14 protein-coding genes are annotated in these 17,904 nt (G+C 57.7%); 1 reads left to right on the forward strand and 13 read right to left on the reverse strand.

All coding sequences use genetic code 11. The features are described 5' to 3' along the window. Window positions 1-2: 2 nt before the first annotated feature. The 8 genes from GYN08_RS15780 to GYN08_RS15815 all read right to left on the reverse strand — a co-directional run bounded on the left by GYN08_RS15780 (window position 3) and on the right by GYN08_RS15815 (window position 11,271). Window positions 3-1,541: a Na+/H+ antiporter subunit D gene (locus GYN08_RS15780; RefSeq protein ID WP_166275950.1), complete on the reverse strand. Its 1,539-nt coding sequence runs from the start codon at window positions 1,539-1,541 to the stop codon at window positions 3-5. Further along, window positions 1,538-1,885: a Na(+)/H(+) antiporter subunit C gene (locus GYN08_RS15785; RefSeq protein WP_166275952.1), complete on the reverse strand. Its 348-nt coding sequence runs from the start codon at window positions 1,883-1,885 to the stop codon at window positions 1,538-1,540. The genes GYN08_RS15780 and GYN08_RS15785 overlap by 4 nt, the downstream gene beginning before the upstream one ends. Window position 1,886: 1 nt before the next feature. Further along, on the reverse strand, window positions 1,887-4,745 hold the full coding sequence (locus GYN08_RS15790; protein ID WP_166275954.1) for a Na+/H+ antiporter subunit A: 2,859 nt from the start codon (window positions 4,743-4,745) through the stop codon (window positions 1,887-1,889). Between the two features lie 34 nt (window positions 4,746-4,779). Beyond that, window positions 4,780-5,430: a universal stress protein gene (locus tag GYN08_RS15795; RefSeq protein ID WP_235946335.1), complete on the reverse strand. Its 651-nt coding sequence runs from the start codon at window positions 5,428-5,430 to the stop codon at window positions 4,780-4,782. 195 nt (window positions 5,431-5,625) lie between these two features. Then, window positions 5,626-7,689, reverse strand: a complete 2,064-nt coding sequence (uvrC, locus tag GYN08_RS15800; RefSeq protein ID WP_235946337.1) for an excinuclease ABC subunit UvrC — start codon at window positions 7,687-7,689, stop codon at window positions 5,626-5,628. Between the two features lie 266 nt (window positions 7,690-7,955). Next, window positions 7,956-8,276, reverse strand: a complete 321-nt coding sequence (gene trxA / locus GYN08_RS15805) for a thioredoxin (RefSeq protein WP_166275960.1) — start codon at window positions 8,274-8,276, stop codon at window positions 7,956-7,958. 198 nt (window positions 8,277-8,474) lie between these two features. Continuing rightward, the gene (gene dnaI / locus GYN08_RS15810) at window positions 8,475-9,422 is read right to left on the reverse strand and encodes a primosomal protein DnaI (RefSeq protein ID WP_166276180.1); all 948 of its coding nucleotides are present in this window, start codon (window positions 9,420-9,422) and stop codon (window positions 8,475-8,477) included. Between the two features lie 337 nt (window positions 9,423-9,759). Continuing rightward, complete coding sequence (locus GYN08_RS15815) at window positions 9,760-11,271, reverse strand: replication initiation and membrane attachment family protein (RefSeq protein WP_166275962.1); 1,512 nt, start codon at window positions 11,269-11,271, stop codon at window positions 9,760-9,762. Between the two features lie 408 nt (window positions 11,272-11,679). On the opposite strand from GYN08_RS15815, the gene hemQ reads away from it, so the two are divergent. Beyond that, window positions 11,680-12,426 (forward strand): hydrogen peroxide-dependent heme synthase, encoded by a 747-nt coding sequence (gene hemQ / locus GYN08_RS15820; protein WP_166275964.1) that lies wholly within the window; start codon window positions 11,680-11,682, stop codon window positions 12,424-12,426. A 111-nt stretch (window positions 12,427-12,537) separates the two neighbouring features. Here hemQ and GYN08_RS15825 read toward each other — a convergent pair whose 3' ends face one another. The 5 genes from GYN08_RS15825 to GYN08_RS15845 all read right to left on the reverse strand — a co-directional run bounded on the left by GYN08_RS15825 (window position 12,538) and on the right by GYN08_RS15845 (window position 17,634). After that, on the reverse strand, window positions 12,538-13,395 hold the full coding sequence (locus tag GYN08_RS15825) for a lysozyme inhibitor LprI family protein (protein ID WP_166275966.1): 858 nt from the start codon (window positions 13,393-13,395) through the stop codon (window positions 12,538-12,540). A 33-nt stretch (window positions 13,396-13,428) separates the two neighbouring features. After that, window positions 13,429-14,109: an NPCBM/NEW2 domain-containing protein gene (locus GYN08_RS15830; RefSeq protein WP_166275968.1), complete on the reverse strand. Its 681-nt coding sequence runs from the start codon at window positions 14,107-14,109 to the stop codon at window positions 13,429-13,431. Between the two features lie 253 nt (window positions 14,110-14,362). Beyond that, entirely contained in the window at window positions 14,363-15,625 is a 1,263-nt protein-coding gene (locus GYN08_RS15835) for a HAMP domain-containing sensor histidine kinase (RefSeq protein WP_166275970.1), read from the reverse strand. Continuing rightward, on the reverse strand, window positions 15,613-16,203 hold the full coding sequence (locus GYN08_RS15840) for a response regulator transcription factor (protein ID WP_328802963.1): 591 nt from the start codon (window positions 16,201-16,203) through the stop codon (window positions 15,613-15,615). Before GYN08_RS15840 ends, GYN08_RS15835 begins: the two co-directional genes overlap by 13 nt. Before the next feature lie 240 nt (window positions 16,204-16,443). Further along, a complete protein-coding gene (locus GYN08_RS15845; RefSeq protein WP_166275972.1) occupies window positions 16,444-17,634 on the reverse strand; it encodes an NAD(P)/FAD-dependent oxidoreductase in 1,191 nt (396 codons plus the stop codon). Between the last annotated feature and the right edge of the window lie 270 nt (window positions 17,635-17,904).

Here is a 17,904-nt window from a genome sequence, read left to right on the forward strand (position 1 = left end):
ATCTACTCCTTCAATACGGCTTCGATATAGAGGCCGGGATTGTCCAGCGTCGCGCCGGCCTGCGCGGCGAAGCCGTGCACGCCGTTTGCCGCGAGTCCGATGCCGATTACGAACAGCAGCAGAAGAACGGCGGACGCGCTGGCCAGAGTCGTTTGCTTGCCGCGCCCGGATTCGGCGCGGGGCGGCTGCCGGTCATCCGATTCTCCGGACGCCAGCATTTCCGCCGCCGCCTCGGGCTCCGGCTCGGTGCCCCAGAACGCTTCGCGGAAAATTTTGATCAGCGAATACAGGGTCAGCAGACTGGAGGCGAGCGCCACCAGCGACAGCGTGACCATGCCGTCCTCCAGTCCTCCGCGAACGATCAGCACTTTGCCCGCGAATCCGCTCAGCGGCGGAATGCCGGTCAAAGCCAAAGCGAGAATGAAGAACATCCAGCCGAGTCCCGGACGGCTGCGAATCAGGCCGCCCATCCGATCGAGCTTGTCGCTGCCGGCCGCCGCGATCAGCATGCCTCCGAGCACGAACATCAAGCCCTTGGACAGAATATCGTGCAGCATATAGAATACGACCCCGTCCATCCCGTCGCGCGTTCCGGTCGCCAGGCCGAACGCCACGAAGCCGACGCCGATCAGAACGTTGTAATTCAGAATGCGCGGAATGTCGCGGTAAGCCGCCGCGCCGATGCCGCCCAGAATCATCGTGGCCGCGGCCATTCCGGCAATCCAGGCATGGGTGAACGAAGGATCGTTCGGGAAGATCAGCGTAAAGGTGCGCACGATGGCATACAGCCCCACCTTCGTGAGCAGGCCCCCGAACAGCGCCCGCACCGCGAACGGAGGCGCGCCGTAAGCGCTCGGCAGCCAGAAGAAGAGGAACAGCCCCGCTTTGAGCGAAAATACGATCAGGAACAGCACGGCGATCACGTTCAGCACCCCGCCCTGTCCCGCTTCGGCGATCCGCTGCGACAGATGCGCCATATTGAGCGTGCCGACGGCGGCATACAGATAGGCGACGGCCGCGACAAACAGCGTGGACGACAAAATGTTGACCAGCAAATATTTGGGCGCTTCGCGCATCTGCTTCTTCGATCCGCCCAAAGTAATCAGGGCGTACGACGAGATCAGCATCACTTCGAAGAAGACGAACAGGTTGAAAATGTCGCCCGTCAGGAACGAACCGTAGACGCCGACGAGCAGAAAATGAAAGGACGTGTAGTAATAATGTTCTTCCCGCTCCCTGCCGATGCTGGCGAAGGAGTAGATCAGCACCGCCAGCCCGGTGACCGAAGCGGCCAGCACGAGCAGCGCCGCGAACATGTCGGCCACGAACACGATGCCGTAGGGAGGCGCCCAGCCGCCGAGCTCCAGCGTCTGAATGCCGCCCGTGCGGACGCGATGCACGATGACGCCGGCGATTACGACATTGGCGATGCCGCCGATGACGCCGAGCACCCGCTGAAGCCTGATATTTTTGCGGAAAAACATCAGAAACACGGCAATGGCCATCGGCAGAAGGACGGGCAGCACAAGCAGATTGTTCAAGATCCCGCCTCCTTGCCGTCGGTATCGCTGCCGTCGATTTCATCGGTTCCGCGCGTCTGATACGCGCGGTAAGCCAGTACGAAGTACAGCGCGGTAATGCCGAAGCTGATCACGATGGAAGTCAGGATCAGCGCCTGCGGCAGGGGATCGGCATACGATTCGCTGCCGCCGCCGAGCACCGGGGCCGCTCCGCGTTTGAGACCGGCCATGGTCAGCAGCAGCAGATGGACGCCGTGCGTCAGCAGGGAAGTGCCGAGAATGACCCGCAGCAGACTTTTGGACAAAATCAGATAGACGCCGATCATAAACAGTACGCCGACGGCTATCGCCATAATCCATTCCATGTCAGTCTTCCCCCTTTATCGTAAATATAATGTTCATCACGACGCCCACGACGGCGAGATACACGCCCAGGTCGAACAGGACGGCGGTCGCCAGCTCCGTGTCGCCGAGAATCGGCAGATGGAAGTGGTCGAACGTCTGGCTGAGGAACGGCGCGCCGAACACGAACGAACCGGCAGCCGTCAGGATGGCGATCGCGAGGCCGACCGCCGTCAGCAGACGATAGTTGACCCGAATGACGCGGCGGATCGTATCCATCCCGTAAGAGACCGCGAGCAGAATCAGCGCGGATGCGGTCATGAGCGCCGCAATGAATCCGCCGCCGGGATTATTGTGCCCGGCGAAGAACAGATAGAGCGAGAACGAGATGATGATCAACACGATGACCCGGGACATCGTGCGCAGAATGACGTCGTTGGAAACGAGCGGGAAGCCCTGGCGAAGCGAGGAAGACTCGCTTCCTTTTTTGTTGGCCGGAGTCGTCTTGACGCCCAGCTTGACCAGCCCGTAAATGCCCAGCGAAGCGACGCCGAGCACCATGATTTCGAACAGCGTATCGAAGCCCCGGAAGTCGACGAGAATGACGTTGACGACGTTTTTGCCGCCCGCCTGTTCATAGCTCTCGTTCAGGAAGTACGCCGAGATCGGCTCGAACGGGCTGCTGCCCATCGCCGCCAGCGCGACCAGCGTCACCGTGACGCCGACGCCGGCGGCGACGATCAGGTTCGTCCATTTGAACGCCGGCTTCTCCTTCTCCCGCTTCAGCTTCGGCAGGAACTTGAAGCAGAGCAGGAACAAGATGACGGAGACCGTCTCCACGATCATCTGCGTCAATGCGAGATCCGGCGCGCGGAAGATCAGGAACAAGGCCGTCACCATATAGCCCGCCGCTCCGGTAAACAGAATCGCGTTGACCCGCGAACGAGCGAACGGGACGGCCGCGGCCGCGGCCAGCATCACGGCGACCAGCGCGACTTCGTAGAAAGTGATCGGCGCGTAGTCGTCCATGCCGAGCTTGACGCCCGGCGAGAAGATCAGCGTGCCCCCGAGCGCCGCGACCAAGAACAGCAAAATATAGATCAGGTAGCGGCGGACGGAGCCGGTCATGTAAAGATCGGTCGCCCGGCGGCCGCCGTTTTCGAGCAGCGACAGAGCGCCGTTATACAGACGGTTCAGCGTATCCCGCCCGCTCCACTCGCGATCGAGCAGGCGGAAACGGGTGTAGGTCCGGTAGAGCAGCACGCCGAGCAGCACGACGCCCAGCGTCATGAACAATTCCGGCGTCCAGCCGTGCCAGAAGTGGATCGATACATGCACCGTTTCGGCGTCCACGCCCTCTCCGTGAATGGCCGCGACCGCCGGATCGATCAGCGCATGCGCCAATCCGTTCGGAATCAGCGCGAAGACGAGCGCCAGCGAGACGAGCAGCACCGGGGCGGCCAGCAGGCCGGCGGAAGCTTCGTGAGGCGGCTTGTCCAGCTGACCGCTCTTGATTTTGCCGCCGAACGTCTTGAACACCAGGATCATGCTGTACACGAAGGTGAAGACGCTGGCGACCCAGGCGATCACGGGAAGAACAAGCAGCCAGGAGTCCGCGCTTATCACGTCGAAATCGCGAATGTTCACCATGGCGGTGAAAAACATTTCCTTGCTCAAAAATCCGCTGAACGGCGGCATGCCGGCCATGGAAAACGCGCCGATAAGCGCAATGACGAAGGTGACCGGCATCAGGCGCATCAACCCGCCGAGCCTGCGCAGGTCACGGGTGCCGGTTTCGTGGTCCACGATGCCGACCACCATGAACAGCGAGCCTTTGAATACCGCATGGTTGATCAAATGGAACACGGCCGCGCTCGTCGCCAGGCCGAACAGCGCGATCTGCTCGGGCTCCGTGAAGAAGGACACCGCCGAGCCGACGCCGAGCAGACTCATGATAAGACCCAGCTGACTGATCGTGGAGTAGGCCAGCAGCGCCTTGAGATCGGTCTGGCGGATCGCCTTGTACGATCCGTACAGCAGCGTGATCAGACCGGTCAGCGACACGATCCAGAACCATTCGGCACCGCCGGCGAATATCGGGCTCATCCGGGCGACCAAATACAGCCCGGCTTTCACCATCGTCGCCGAATGCAGATAAGCGCTGACCGGCGTCGGTGCTTCCATGGCATCCGGCAGCCAGATATGGAACGGGAACTGGGCCGATTTGGTGAAGGCGCCCAGCAGAACGAGAATCATGGCCGGCAGGAACAGCGGCTGATCGGTCAATCCGGCAGCCTGCGCCGCGATTTCCCGAATGCTGTATGTGCCGGTCATCGCGTACAGCAGGTTGAATCCGGCGAACATCGCCAGCCCGCCGAATACGGTGATCAGCATGGACTTCAGCGCGCCGTAACGGGAACGCTCGCGGCGGTACCAGAAAGCGATCAACAGGAACGAAGCGACGCTGGTCAATTCCCAGAACGCGTAAAGCACCATCAGGTTGTCCGACAGGACAACGCCCAGCATGGCGCCCATGAACAGCAGCAGATACACGTAGAAATTGCGGATCGAATCCGAATTTTTCCCCATGTAAAACATCGAATACCAGACGACCAGCGTACCGATACCCGTAATCAGCAGGGCGAACAGCAGGCTCCAGCCGTCGAGTACCAGCGACAGGTCGATGCCCAGCCCCGGCATCCACGGCACGGTAACGGCCTGCGCCTCTCCCGTGCCGATCTGCGGAAGCCGGCTGATCAGGTAGGCGAACAGCGCGGCCGGCACGGGCAGTGCCGCCCAACCGGGATGAATGCGCGGCAGTACGCGCATCAGCGGAACCAGCGCGGCCCATAAAAACGGAATCAAAATTACAATGTGCAGCACGAGTTAGCGTCCCTCCTTTCCGAACGGGAAGTCGTCATTTCTTGACCCATTCCCCTTGAACGATTTTTAAATATTCGGCCTGTCCGTCTTTGACGACCTTGAACAGTCCGCTGTCGAAATCCGTGTCGAGCTCTCTGAAAAAGATGCCTTCGATCGCCGGTTTCCCGCCGCTTCGACCGCCGTCGTGCTCCTTCTGCGAAGCCAGCACGTAACGGCCTCCCCGGGGAACGAGCAGAGCGGTAAAGCCTTTTTCGTGCGTCTCCTCGAGCATTTCGGGATAACGCTGCACCGCCACGATATGCAGGTCGATCGCCCCGATCCGATTGAGCAGGTCATCCACGAAATCGCCGTGCGTGATCTCGTGCCAGAAAGACTGGCTGGCCCGCCCGATCACGATCTGAGTAACGTCAAACTCCCTGGCCGTTTCCGCGATCACGTCGGCCGCCTTGTTGCCGCTGCATTTTCGCACCAGGAACTCGCCTCCCGCTTCTTCCGTCTGCTTCCGCCAACCCGCGACGTAACGCTCTTTCTCCAGGTTGTACTCTTCCCGTCTCGCCGGCGCGACCGTCAGCACCCGCAGCGGCGCGCCGATCAGCTTCGCCAGCTGGCTTCCGCGCTGGATCAATCTCTGACCGTGGGGACCGTAATGCACGCAGACCAGTATACTTTCCTTATGCCTATCCATGTCCAATTCCCAACCTCTCCTCTGCATAAAAATTATTTTTTGTAAATAAAAAACCTTAAAAAAGCACAGAAAGAGCCCGCTGTTGGCAGGCTCCTCCGGTTGAATCGTGTACAATTAGTGTCCATTATATCGAGGGAAATCGAAAAAGTAAAGAAAACCGACAATTGAAGACGACCGCACGCTCCGAAAACAGGCTTATGCTTCATCTTTTAGCGCCTCCAAAATCTGCCGGGCCAGCTTATCGCCGATCGACAGCGGACGGAAGTCCTCGACCGACGCCTCCCGGATTTTTTTGAGAGAGCCGAAATGCTTCAGCAGCGTCTGGCGGCGCTTCTCCCCGACGCCGGGAATCGAGTCGAGTCTCGAAGTGACCATCGACTTGGCCCGCTGCTCGCGGTGGAACGAGATCGCAAAGCGGTGCACTTCGTCTTGAATGCGCTGCAGCAAATAAAATTCTTCGCTGTCGCGCGCCAGCGGCACCACGGCCGGCGGATCGCCGCTCATGAGCTGCGCCGTCCGGTGCTTGGCGTCCTTGACCAGGCCCGCGACCGGAACGGTCAGGCCCAGTTCGTTCTCCAGCACGTCGATCGCGACGGAAATCTGCCCTTTGCCGCCGTCGACGAGCACCAGATCCGGCAGGGGCAGATTTTCCTTCAGCACGCGTTCGTAGCGGCGGCGGATCACTTCGCGCATCGTCGCGTAATCGTCCGCCCCCTTCACGGAGCGGACTTTGTATTTGCGGTATTCCTGCTTCGCCGGCTTGCCGTCGAGGAACACGACCATCGCCGACACGGGGTTCGCCCCCTGAATGTTGGAGTTGTCGAACGCTTCGACGCGATGCAGCCCGTCCAGGCCGAGCGCGTCGCCGAGCCGGTCGGCGGCCCCGCTCGTCCGTTCCTCGTTCCGCTCGATCAGGCGGAACTTCTCCTCGAGCGAGACGCGCGCGTTCTCGCACGCCATCTCGACCATCTTCCGCTTGGAGCCGCGTTTCGGCACGAGCGCCTTGACGTTCAGCCACTGCTGCAGCGCCGCAGCGCCGTTAAGATTGCCCAGCCCCGACGCTCTTCGCGCGTCTTCCGGCTGCGCTTCATAGCCCGCCTGCTCTTCCGCCACCAGCGGCAGCGCTTCGTCCGCGGCATCGGTCCCCGGCGCTTCGCCGCCGGTTCCCGCGGCCAATCCCGCCTCCGCGGCTTCCTCGGCTTCGCCGTGCGAATCCTCGTCGCCGTCGTCGCTGTCCGCGTCGGCGGCGTCGTTCGCCGCCATGATGTCCGCGCGCGAGGCTCCCGCGGACGCGCGCGCTTCTCCCGCGGCGGCGGCCTCGCCGCCTTCCTCGCCCGCCGGCAGCAGGATTTCCTGCGGCAGCGCGGGATTGTCGCTGTAATACTGCGTCACGTAAGACAGGAAATCGGCATACGCTTCGCCGTAGAACGGGAAGCTCGACGCGTGCCGCTCGATCATCTTGCCCTGGCGGATATAGAGAATCTGCACGCACATCCAGCCTTTGTCGACGGAATAGCCGAACACGTCCCGGTCCTTTTTGTCCGTGGCATTGATCTTCTGCTTCTCCATGACCGCTTCGATATTGGCGATCTGGTCGCGCAGTTCCTTGGCCCGCTCGAAGTACAGGTCTTCGGCGGCTTCCTCCATTTTGCGGCGCAGCTCTTTTTTGATTTCCTCATGGCTGCCGCCCAGGAAGCGCGCGATTTCGTCCCGGATACCGTCGTACTGCTCTTTTTCGATGTCCTTGACGCACGGCGCCAGGCACTGACCCATATGGTAGTACAGGCAGACTTCCTTCGGCATGACGCCGCATTTGCGCAGCGGATACATCCGGTCGAGCAGCTTCTTGGTCTGCTGGGCGGCATACGCGTTCGGATACGGGCCGAAATAGCGCGCCTTGTCTTTCAGCACGCGCCGCGTCACTTCCAGCTTCGGATGCCGCTCGTTCGTAATCTTGATATACGGAAACGTCTTGTCGTCCTTGAGCAGCACGTTATAGCGCGGCTGGTGCAGCTTGATCAGATTGCACTCCAAAATCAGCGCTTCCATGTTGCTCGACGTAACGATATATTCGAAATCGCGGATGTCCGCGACCAAACGTTGGGTCTTCCCTTCATGACTGCCCGTAAAATACGAGCGCACGCGGTTTTTTAATACTTTGGCTTTCCCGACGTAAATGATCGTGCCTTCTCTATTTTTCATCAGGTAGCAGCCAGGAAGCTCGGGCAGAAGCGCCAGCTTGTCCCGAATATGCGCCATCGCTTTTTCCTGCTCCTGAATGGTTTCGAGGTGCGTATCCAATCTCCGTTCGACCTCCCTGTTCGCATTCGCTGCAATAAGTTCCTCTGGATGAATTACCCTCTTTTATTATACGTTAAAAAGAAGCGCCGTACATCAAAACGCGAACGTCCGCTCGCCCGCCTTCTTCCCTGTGCCGGAATGTCCGCTATTCGAAGACGCAAAAACCCCCGGCGGCTGCCGGGGGTCGATCCGTACCGCCCGCGTAGGGCGAATCGGTGCGAAGATTATTGGTGTTTAGCCAGTACGCCTTTCAGCGCTTCTTTGGAATTGACGCCGATCAGCTTGTCGACCGGTTGTCCGTCCTTGAAGAAGATCATCGTCGGGATGCTCATTACGCCGAAACGGGAAGCCGTTTCCGGGTTTTCGTCGACGTTGACTTTGGCGATCTTCACGCTGTCGCCCACTTCGCCGTCCAGCTCGTCGAGAATCGGAGCCAGCATTTTACAAGGTCCGCACCAAGGGGCCCAAAAATCGACCAGCACGGTGCCTTCTCCCGATTCCACTTCCGTTCCGAAATTTTGGTCGGATACATTTACAATAGCCACGGAAAATTCCTCCTTAAATTATGCTTCAAAATTTATCTTAAAACGCATCTCTAAAGATAACTTGCGTTTATCTACATGTCAATTATAACACGAAACTGCGCTTACCGAAACAATAAATTGTATGTTTTTATAAACAACTATTTTTTAGTAAGTGAAAATTAGATGAAGAACACGGGTTTCGACGCTCGGAAAGAGCAATCAACCGCGCTTGTTTTCCCCGAGGACGCGGATCGTTTCCACGAACGGCGAGATCCGGTTCATCAGCCGCTGCCCTTTGTACGCTTCTTCGCCGTCCTTGTTCGTGAAGCTGAGATGCTTCTCCAGATCGGACAGCGAGTAGTTGGACGTGTAGAAGGTCGGCTTGCGGTTCATGCGATAATTCAGAATCGAACCGAGCACATGGTCGCGTACCCACGGGCCCATATTTTCCGCTCCGATATCGTCAAAGATCAGCAGGTCGGTCTCTTTCATCAGCTCGATCGTATCGCGCAGCTTTTCTCCGTCCTGAATCATCGATTTGACGTCTTCCACGAAGTCGGGCATGTACACGATGGCGCCCGAATAACCTTCCTTCGCCAGTTCGTGCAGCAGATAGCACATCAAGAACGTCTTGCCGGTGCCGAAAGGCCCTTCCAGGTACAGTCCTTTTTTCGGCAGGCCGACGGTCTTCGTCTCGTTGATGTAGCGGAACACGCGGCCGACGGCCGGCGAGCGCGCGGGGTCCTTGGTCATGATCTCCACTTCGTCGTAGCCTTCCTTCAGCGCGCGTTCGTCCACGTAAAAGCTTCGGATGCGGCTGCTGATCAGCTGGTCGCGCTCGTGGGCAAGCTGCAGATTGCAGCGGGTCTTATAATCCCGGATGCGCAGCTGTCCGTTCACGTCGTCGACGCTGAGCTTGGTGTAATGGCCCTGAAAATCGTTCGGGCAGTTCTCCAATCCCGGACAGTTGGCGCAGTGCTGCTTTTCCTTCACGTATTCGTACAGGCGGCTGAGGTTGCGGGTCAGCTCCTGCTCCGTCAGCTCGGGATAACGAAGACGCAGCTGGCGCACGTCGGGCTCGTTCAAAATCTTGGCTTTCAATTCTTCGGTCTGCTGCCTGATGCGCGAACCTCCGAACTGCTTCAGCACGTCGCCGATCGAATCCATTGGCATGGGGGTTCCTCCTTTCTGGGCGCTCCGTGATATCGGGGATCGCTCCAGCTTTGTGCTCCGTGATATCGGGGATCGCTCCGACTTTGTGCTCCGTGATATCGGGGATCGCTCCGGCTTGGTTTCCTCCTTCGAACCGAAGGTTCTCGGGTAAGGGGAAATCCAAAAGTCGCTCTCCCCGATATCACTCCGCTGGGGTTGGCCAGCCAATCCGGCCGGCTTGTAAGTTCGACTGCTTGCCGCGTGTTCCGCGAGAGCAGGGGCAAAAACCGGGGGCTCGAAAGCGCCGATCGAGTATCGGCTGTTCTCGCGGGATCGGGCTCGAGCAAAAAGATTAAGACTGCGGTTTGTTCTTGCTCGCCTTCATCTCTTCGGCAAGCCGGACGTATTCGGCGAATTCCGCGTCGCTGACGGCGGTCTGGACCGGCGTATTCTGCACGATCGGCAGCTCCGGTTTGCCGCGTGCGGCTTTGCCCTGCGGGCGGGCGCGGCTTCCGCTCGGGGCGGCGGCTTTGCGCTTCGGGTTATCCTGGTCGCGGATATAGCGGACGGCTTTTTCGTACGTATCGATCTGCCGCAGCAGCATGTTCGAGGCGATCGAATCGACGAAGTTGCGGCTGATGCGCTGTTCGCCGTCGCGACCCAGCAGGGTAACGAGGTAATGGATCAGCACGTTGATCACTTCGCCCGGAAGCTTGTAGCTGAGATCGATCTTGCTGAACATATCCAGCCAAGGACCGGGTACGGTTCCGGGGAAGAAATTGCGCAGCAGTCCGGTATAAGGTTCGTTGCGCAGCAGCATATTGTATTGATGGATGTCGCACTTCGACTGGAACTGGGACGGAACCTCGAGGTAATATTCCATCTCCACGGCGTGTTCGACCGGCATCTCGGAAGCTTCCGGCTGCTCCGGTTCGGGACGAACGGCGCGGGCGGCGCGCAGCTGGCGCTCCTCGGTCCGTTTGGCGGTCTGACGGAAGGTCAGGTTGGCGCGGTTCTGCAGATTGTCCAGCAGAAGCTCCCCGTCGCTGCTGAAAATGCCTTCTTCGTCCAGCAGACGCACCACGTCTTCGATGTTCAGGTCGAATTTGCGAGCCACGTGATTGATCATGCCCATCTGCTCGCGGTTATGCCGCAGCCTTTCCACGAACGGACGGTTGCGCGCTCCCCGCGGGAAATGCAGGATCACGTCGGAATAATCGAACAGAGGCTCCTCGGCCGGCATGTTTTTGCTCTGGCGGCGCGCCGGCGAAGCTTCGGACAGCGCCTGTTCCAGTTCGTAATCGATCACGTGCGTGTTCAATTCGAAGATCTCGTAAAAAGGCTGCGAAATGTTTTCTTTGGCGGCCCGGCCGAGCTCCCCCAGCTCTTCCGGCTCTCCCTGCCAAAAACGTTCCTGCAGCGCGAGTACGGCGAACTTCCCGATCCGATCGCGCAGCAGCAGCGTCAGGTGCTGGGTCGCGAAAAATTCGGACGGAGGCAGCGGCTGCTGCAGCTCGTATTCGTACATATAATTGTCCTGCTCCGGCAGGTAGAGCCGGTGGGTCTGCAGCAGACCGACCGCCTCCAATTTCGAAGCGTTCTCGATCATCAGCGTGCGTCCCCGATCGTTCGGTTCGATACCTAATGTCAAAAACAGGCTCCGCTGCTGTTCGGGTCTGGAATACCCCGTCTGCTCGGCCGGCAGATGCTGGGCCAGCAGACGGTACAGGGCGACGGCGGACGTGCCGACCATCGGCTGATAGACCATCGTCAGCATGCGCTCGTCCAGACTGCTCAGGCTGAAATCGCGATACGTATAATAACGGTGATGTTCCGTGTAGTGCAGCAGACTCTTCATGCGCATCGGCGGATGTCCCCCTCTTGTCCTTGCAAATTGCCTGTAGAAATAGACTTGCTCCGCGGAACGCGCCCTTTGCTGCGGACAGGTTCGTTGGAGCTTCTCCATTTTACCACAATTCCCCCGGCAGGAAAGGGCGGAAAGGGAGCAAAATTCCGGGTATACGAACCGGCCCCGCTTCCGCAGGCGTCCTGACTGCGGAATGCTTATCTTTTTGCGAACGCGGGTTCGAATCTTCATGGGATCTTTTTGTGGAACGAATTGCTCTTCCCTTCGCCGTTGCGCTACAATGAGAAAAGAAGTTTTCGGCAGCGCTCTTGCGACGTCTGCCGCCGCTTGAATGAAAGGACCGATTTTTACGACGCGCCTTGTGAAAATCTCCACCATACAATCTGATTTGGGAGTGATCGATTCATGAACGAAGCTACACTGACGCTTGAGGGCTGGTATTGTCTGCACGACTTCCGCTCGATCGACTGGACGCTGTGGAAAGCCGCCGACCACGAAGAACGGGCGGGCGCGATGGAAGACCTCGAAGAATTCATGCAGGAATTCGGCACGACGGCACAGGACGGACTCGGCAGCACGGCGGTCTACTCGATCGTCGGCCAAAAAGCGGATTTCGTGTTCATGTACCTGCGCGAAACGCTGGACGACCTGAACCGGCTGGAAACGGCGTTCAACAAGACCGACTTCGCCAAATTCACGAAAAAGGAATACTCGTACGTCAGCGTCGTGGAACTGAGCAATTATCTGGGCAAAGAAGGCGAAGACCCGATGCAGAATCCGCAGGTCGTGGCCCGTTTGAAGCCGGAACTGCCGAAATCGGCGCATATCTGCTTCTATCCGATGAACAAAAAGCGCGACCTGAACGACAACTGGTACATGCTGTCCATGGACGACCGCAAAACGATGATGCGCAGCCACGGCCTGATCGGACGCAGCTACGCGGGCAAGGTGAAGCAGATCATTACCGGTTCCGTCGGTTTCGACGATTGGGAATGGGGCGTGACGCTGTTCTCGGACGACGCGCTGCAGTTCAAGAAGCTGATCTACGAGATGCGTTTCGACGAAGTGAGCGCGCGTTACGGGGAATTCGGCGCGTTTTATGTGGGGAATTTGCTCGATTGGGAGAAAGCCCAGGAGATGCTGAAGCTCTAACTTTCGGCGAAGAAATAAAATCAAGCGCTTTGGACGGCCGGAGTCGGTCGTTCAAAGCGCTTTTCGTCGTGCAAGGCCCCCCGCCAGGCGGGAGAGGGGCGAAAGAGAGGTTCATTCCATGTAATGTTCGATCAAATCATAGACTCTGTCTTTCGTTTCGGCTGCTAAGTCATCCATCCCCGCTGCTCTCTCGGAAGCGACGGTATCGTCGAATTCATTAAAATGCTTTTCTTTCCGCTTGATCCACTCGATTTGCTCCGCTTTTAATTTTTCGAACTCCACGCTCGGCATCGTCGCCTTTAATTCGTTCCAGATTTCTTGCAAAAGGTTGTCCCAATCCTCGTAATATCCGCCGTAAAACCCGGGCTGGGTGTCATGCGCGAACAATCTTTTGGCTTCTTCCGTGATCGTCTGATCCAATCGGTCGGCTTTCGAAGCGTATCGGCTTTTAAGCCCGGTTCCTTCGGCGTCCTTCGGTTCCGCTTGTTCGGACTTCGCTTCTACTTGAGCTTCATCTTGAGTTTCGTCCTTTGCTGGCTGTTCCACTATCGCCGACTTGTCTTCCAGCTCTTTTTGCTTATCCGCCGATACGTCGACTCTGATCAGCCTGCTGTCCTCGACCGGCCCGCTTGGCGTATTCACAACATCTATCGTATTTTTATCCTCGAAGTAACCTTCGAAAAACAGCTCGTTCTTCCGGGTTTCCGGATTGAACACTTCCAGAATGATATGTCCGCCTTCGGTTTCCGTGAACGTGTACTCGGCCGTTATCGGATCGTCCGATCCTACCGTGCTGATCAATCTTTCCGGGCCGATCTCCAGGTAGGCGTGCGGCTCGTCTCCGATAAAAATTTTCCAACTGCCGATGATCCGGCTTTCCGCCCCCTTGCTGTCCGCGGAACCGCAGGCTGTCAGAGGCAGCATAAAAATAAGCGCGATCCATGCTGCCGTCCATTTGTTCAAGGCCACCTTCGTTTCTCTCCATTCCTTCATATATTTCCGCTAACGCGACAGAACCGGATCGACTACGCCCGCCGAATAGAAAATGTTCCCGTTGATCTTCACTTCCAATTCCGATACGCCCCCAACCGAAACGGAAGCGTCGCTCAAAGGAACGCCGGCCGCCGCGAGGCCGCTCCAGAGTTTTTGACCGTCTCCGTAAACGGATATTTCGTAAGACATCCCCGAGCTGGCCCTATCCGAGGCTCCGAAACCGAAGGTAAGCGTTTTGTATTCGCCTTTCAGCTTATAGCTCTGCGAGCCGCTGCCCGTGCTCAGCGCTTTCTTATACTCTTGTCCCCCGATCGTAATCCCGTCGTTCGTGCTCATATGATCTGTTTTGGAAGGCGCCAGGTCGGTCAAGTATACCCGTTCCGCGGCCGAATTTCCGATCAGCACCGACTTGCTTTTGGCGTCCCATCCGACTTTTTTGTCGACCATGCCGCCGACCATCTTCAGCGGTACGTAAACCGTCCCGTTATAAGACAGCGAAGCCGGAACGCTTGTCCCGTTATTGTTGAATTTTCCGCCGGCCGGCGTTTTGTCCACATTGTTGACGATAAATTTGACCGGGTCCAAGCTGACTTCGATCTTGCTCGTTGCCCCGAAAGCAATTCCTCCGAAAAAAACGGCGCCGAGCGTAAAACCGGTTACCCCGTATTTCATTTTTTTCAACAAGCTCATAAGTATTCCTCTTCTCTTCAAGTTATGTGCAAAACATTGAGTCATGACGGCATAACATCAAAAAACCCAACTCCGGGATAGGAGCTGGGTTCAGGTTATAGGATCGATTTTGAGCTGTAAAGTGCCCGAATTAATTTACGATGTTCTTCAAAAAATTATAAATGATAAATTAATTTCTATTGTATCATACGCGTCAATATTGATTTCTTTATTTTTGATTTAATCACATAAAAAGGAATTCATATTTTGATCGTCAAACGCTGCGAAATTCGGCGGTAACTTGAGCTCCGCCGGACGGAGCGTTGGCTAGGGTCAGGCTTCCGCCGTGTTTCTCGCACAGCAGGCGGCAGATATAGAGACCGAGACCGAAATGCGAGTCGGCAGGGGTATCGCCGCCGCGATAATACGGTTCGCAAGCGCGGCGCAGGGCTTCGGGCGAAAAGCCGGGGCCATCGTCGACAACGGAGATCCGCAGCGAATCTTCGGTCTGATCGAAACGGACCGTGACGGCTTCGGCGGCAAAACGCTGCGCGTTTGCGATTAAATTCTCGAAAACCTGGGCGACGAGGCCCGCGTCCAGAGACAGAACCGCCGGCAGAACAGGACCGAAATCCAACGTTCGCGAGCCGCGCAGCGTGTCGGCGGTCTCGCGCAGATCGTCGGCCAGCTCCGTCAGTTCGACCGCGCCAGGAACGGCTTCCAGGTCTTCGAGCTTCTGAAGGGAGCTCATGGAAGACACGTAGCGTTCCAGCCGCTCGGCGTTGCGGCGCAGGGACGAGATCGCGGACAGGGTCTCCTCGCGGTCCATTTGACCCGAAGGATAGAAATCGGCCAGCAGATCGATCCGGCCTTTCAGCACGGCCAAAGGAGTGCGCAAATCGTGCGAAAAGGCGGCATTCAGACGTTTGCGCTCCTCGGCGACCCGCCACATCTCCCGGCTGCCGCGTTCAAGCCCGCCGCGCATCTTCTCGAACGCTTCGCCGATCCGCCCGAATTCGTCGCGCCCGCGGACGCCGACGCGGAAGTCGAGATCGCCGGATGCTACCCGATCGGCCGCCTCGACCATCGTTCGCAGCGGCTGTCGGACGCGGCGGAAGTAGAACAGAAATAAACCGCCGCCAAGCAGGACAATCGCGTAGGCATACGGAGCCGTGTATTGAACAAATAGATAAAAACCGCCTTTTAACTTATGCGCCAACGTAAAATCGGCGAGCCGCGGTTCCGTGCTTCCGTCTTCGTACACGCGAATTCTGGAACTGCTCCATTCGCCGGGACCGACCTCTTTTACGTTTCCATGATCAGATACAACTTGCCAGGTATAGGGGAGCCTATCCCAATAAGAAGCTTTCAAAATCCCGTAACGGCTCGCCGCCTCGCGCGTTGTGATCTGCGACAACAGAACGACCAGGGACGCCAAAACGAGCGTCAGCAGCAAAAAATCGGTCAGTACCGAACGGAGACGGATGCCGGACTTTTTACCCTGTCCCTCTTGCGCATTCAAGTTCAGGATTTCCATTTATACCCTAACCCCCATACTGTATCGATCGGAGACTCGGCTCCGGCGTCGGTTAATTTGCCTCTCAACTTGCGAATATGCTCCGCCACGACAGCGCTGCTGCCTTCGCCGTCTTGCCCCCAGATCCGTTCATAAATTTCTTCCTTGTCGAACACGCGGCCTGCATGCAAAGACAGCAGCTCCGCGATCCGATACTCTTGGCGGGTCAGCGGCACTCCTTTCCCGCGGTGAGCCACTTCCGCCGCCGAATAGTTGATAACCAGCCCGCCGGCGAACTTTACTTCGGACCGCCCCGTCTGGCGTTCTTCCCTGCGCAGATGCGCACCGACTCGCGCCGCCAGCTCGGCCATGCCGAACGGCTTGACGATATAATCGTCGCCGCCCGCCGCGAAGCCGCCTACCTTATCGGCTTCTTCGACCCGGGCCGTCAGAAACAAGATCGGGCAGGCCACGGCGCCGCGCAGGCTGCGGCAGACTTCGAGTCCGTCCATTCCCGGCATCCCGATGTCGAGCAGAATCAGATCGGGCTGCCGCGCGGCAAGACGGATCGCTTCTTCGCCTCCGGAAGCCAGCAGCACATCGTAGCCGCATTTGCGAAAGATCCGGTTCGTCGTCGGCGATCAACAGCTTGTAGTTCATCGCGCCCCCTCCTTCCTGCATCCAGCATAACCTGCAGTTTTCAAGATTTGTCCAACTTCCCGAGAAAAAGCAAAAAAACCGCCTTCGCGGACCGTATGGACGGCGCGAAGACGGCTTTGACAGGTAAAGCGGCGGCGGCTCCGGCGAACCGGTGCAATCGCCGCTTTTAAAGATTCGGCTTACAGGAAGCGGCCTTTTTTCAGGACGAGGCCCATGCCGCCGATGATGAACAGGTAGCGGGCGTCGACTACTTTTTTCAGCTGAGCCGCAGGCCAGCCTTTGATTTTTTTGCCGGCTACGACGGCAACGGCTTCGCCTTTGCCCAGGGAAGCGACGGTACCCTTGTTGCTGAACACGAATTTCTCCGGCTGTTGATTGCGGATCGTCGCGATCAGGTTCTTTGCGACGCGTTCGCCCTGCTGCATGGCGATCTGAGCGGTCGGCGGGTAAGGACGGCCTTCAGGTCCGATCATGAGCGAGCCGTCGCCGATAATAAACACGTTGTCGTGACCCGGAGCTTTCAGGTACTCGTCGACTTTTACGCGTCCGCGCATCGCTTCGAATCCCGCGTCTTCGATCAGGTGGTTGCCGCGGATACCGCCGGTCCATACGACCGTCTTCGCTTCGATGCGTTCGCCTTCGCCGATCGTTACGCCGTTTTCGTCGCAGGCTTTGACCGGTACGCCGATGCGGAACGTTACGCCTTTTTTGGTCAGGGTATCCATCGCGTAAGTGACCAGTTCCGGATCGAAGCCCGGCAGCGCGGAAGGAGCGGCTTCGACGTTGTACAGGCCGATCTTCGAAGGATCCACGCCGTACTGCTTGGCCAGTTCCGGCAGGCGGTTCGCCATTTCGCCGACGAATTCGATGCCCGTGAAGCCGGCGCCGCCGACCACGAAGTTCAGGCGGGTTTCGTCGCCGTCTTTTTTGAATTCCTTGAACTGGGTTTCGATGTGCTCGCGGATCGCGCGCACGGAGTTAATGCTGCGGATCGAGAATGCGTGCTCTTTCATGCCCGGGATCCCGAACGTTTCCGGATCGCCGCCCAGCGCGATGACGAGGTAGTCGTACGACAGCGTGCCGTCTTCCAGCACCACTTGACGCTCGTCCGGCTTAATGGCCGTAACATTCGATTTTACCAGATCGATTTTGAACTCGTCGATCAGGTTCGAGATTTTTTCGTACGTTTTTTCGTCCGGCTGCGTGCCGGCTGCCGGCATGTGCAGTTCCGTCGTGAAGTAGTGATAGTCGTGACGGTTAACCAGTGTAACATCGGCTTCGTTGTTTTTGAGCTTCTTCTGCAGGTTCTGAGCCGTGAGGATACCGCCGTATCCGGCACCCAGAATTACGATTTTGGGAATGCTGTTCATTGTTTTCCTTACCCCTTTTCGGTTCATAGTCATTTATTGGGATAACCCTTGGCGGGTTGGAGCCTCATGTGAAAACTTACACAAAAATGGAGAAACCTCTCCCCGTCAGTCATTTATCCCGTCCGCATCTTGACTGCGACTTTTATCACATACATTGTACGCTTTTCATTTCGATATTTCAAAAGAAAATTTGAAAATTCGCCGCACAACGGACAAAAAATATTCAAAGTTGTCACAGAGCGAGACCGGACGGGCCTTCGAAAGCAAGAC

Origin of the sequence: Saccharibacillus alkalitolerans (genome assembly GCF_011090185.1) — a bacterium.
Classification (GTDB): domain Bacteria; phylum Bacillota; class Bacilli; order Paenibacillales; family Paenibacillaceae; genus Saccharibacillus; species Saccharibacillus alkalitolerans.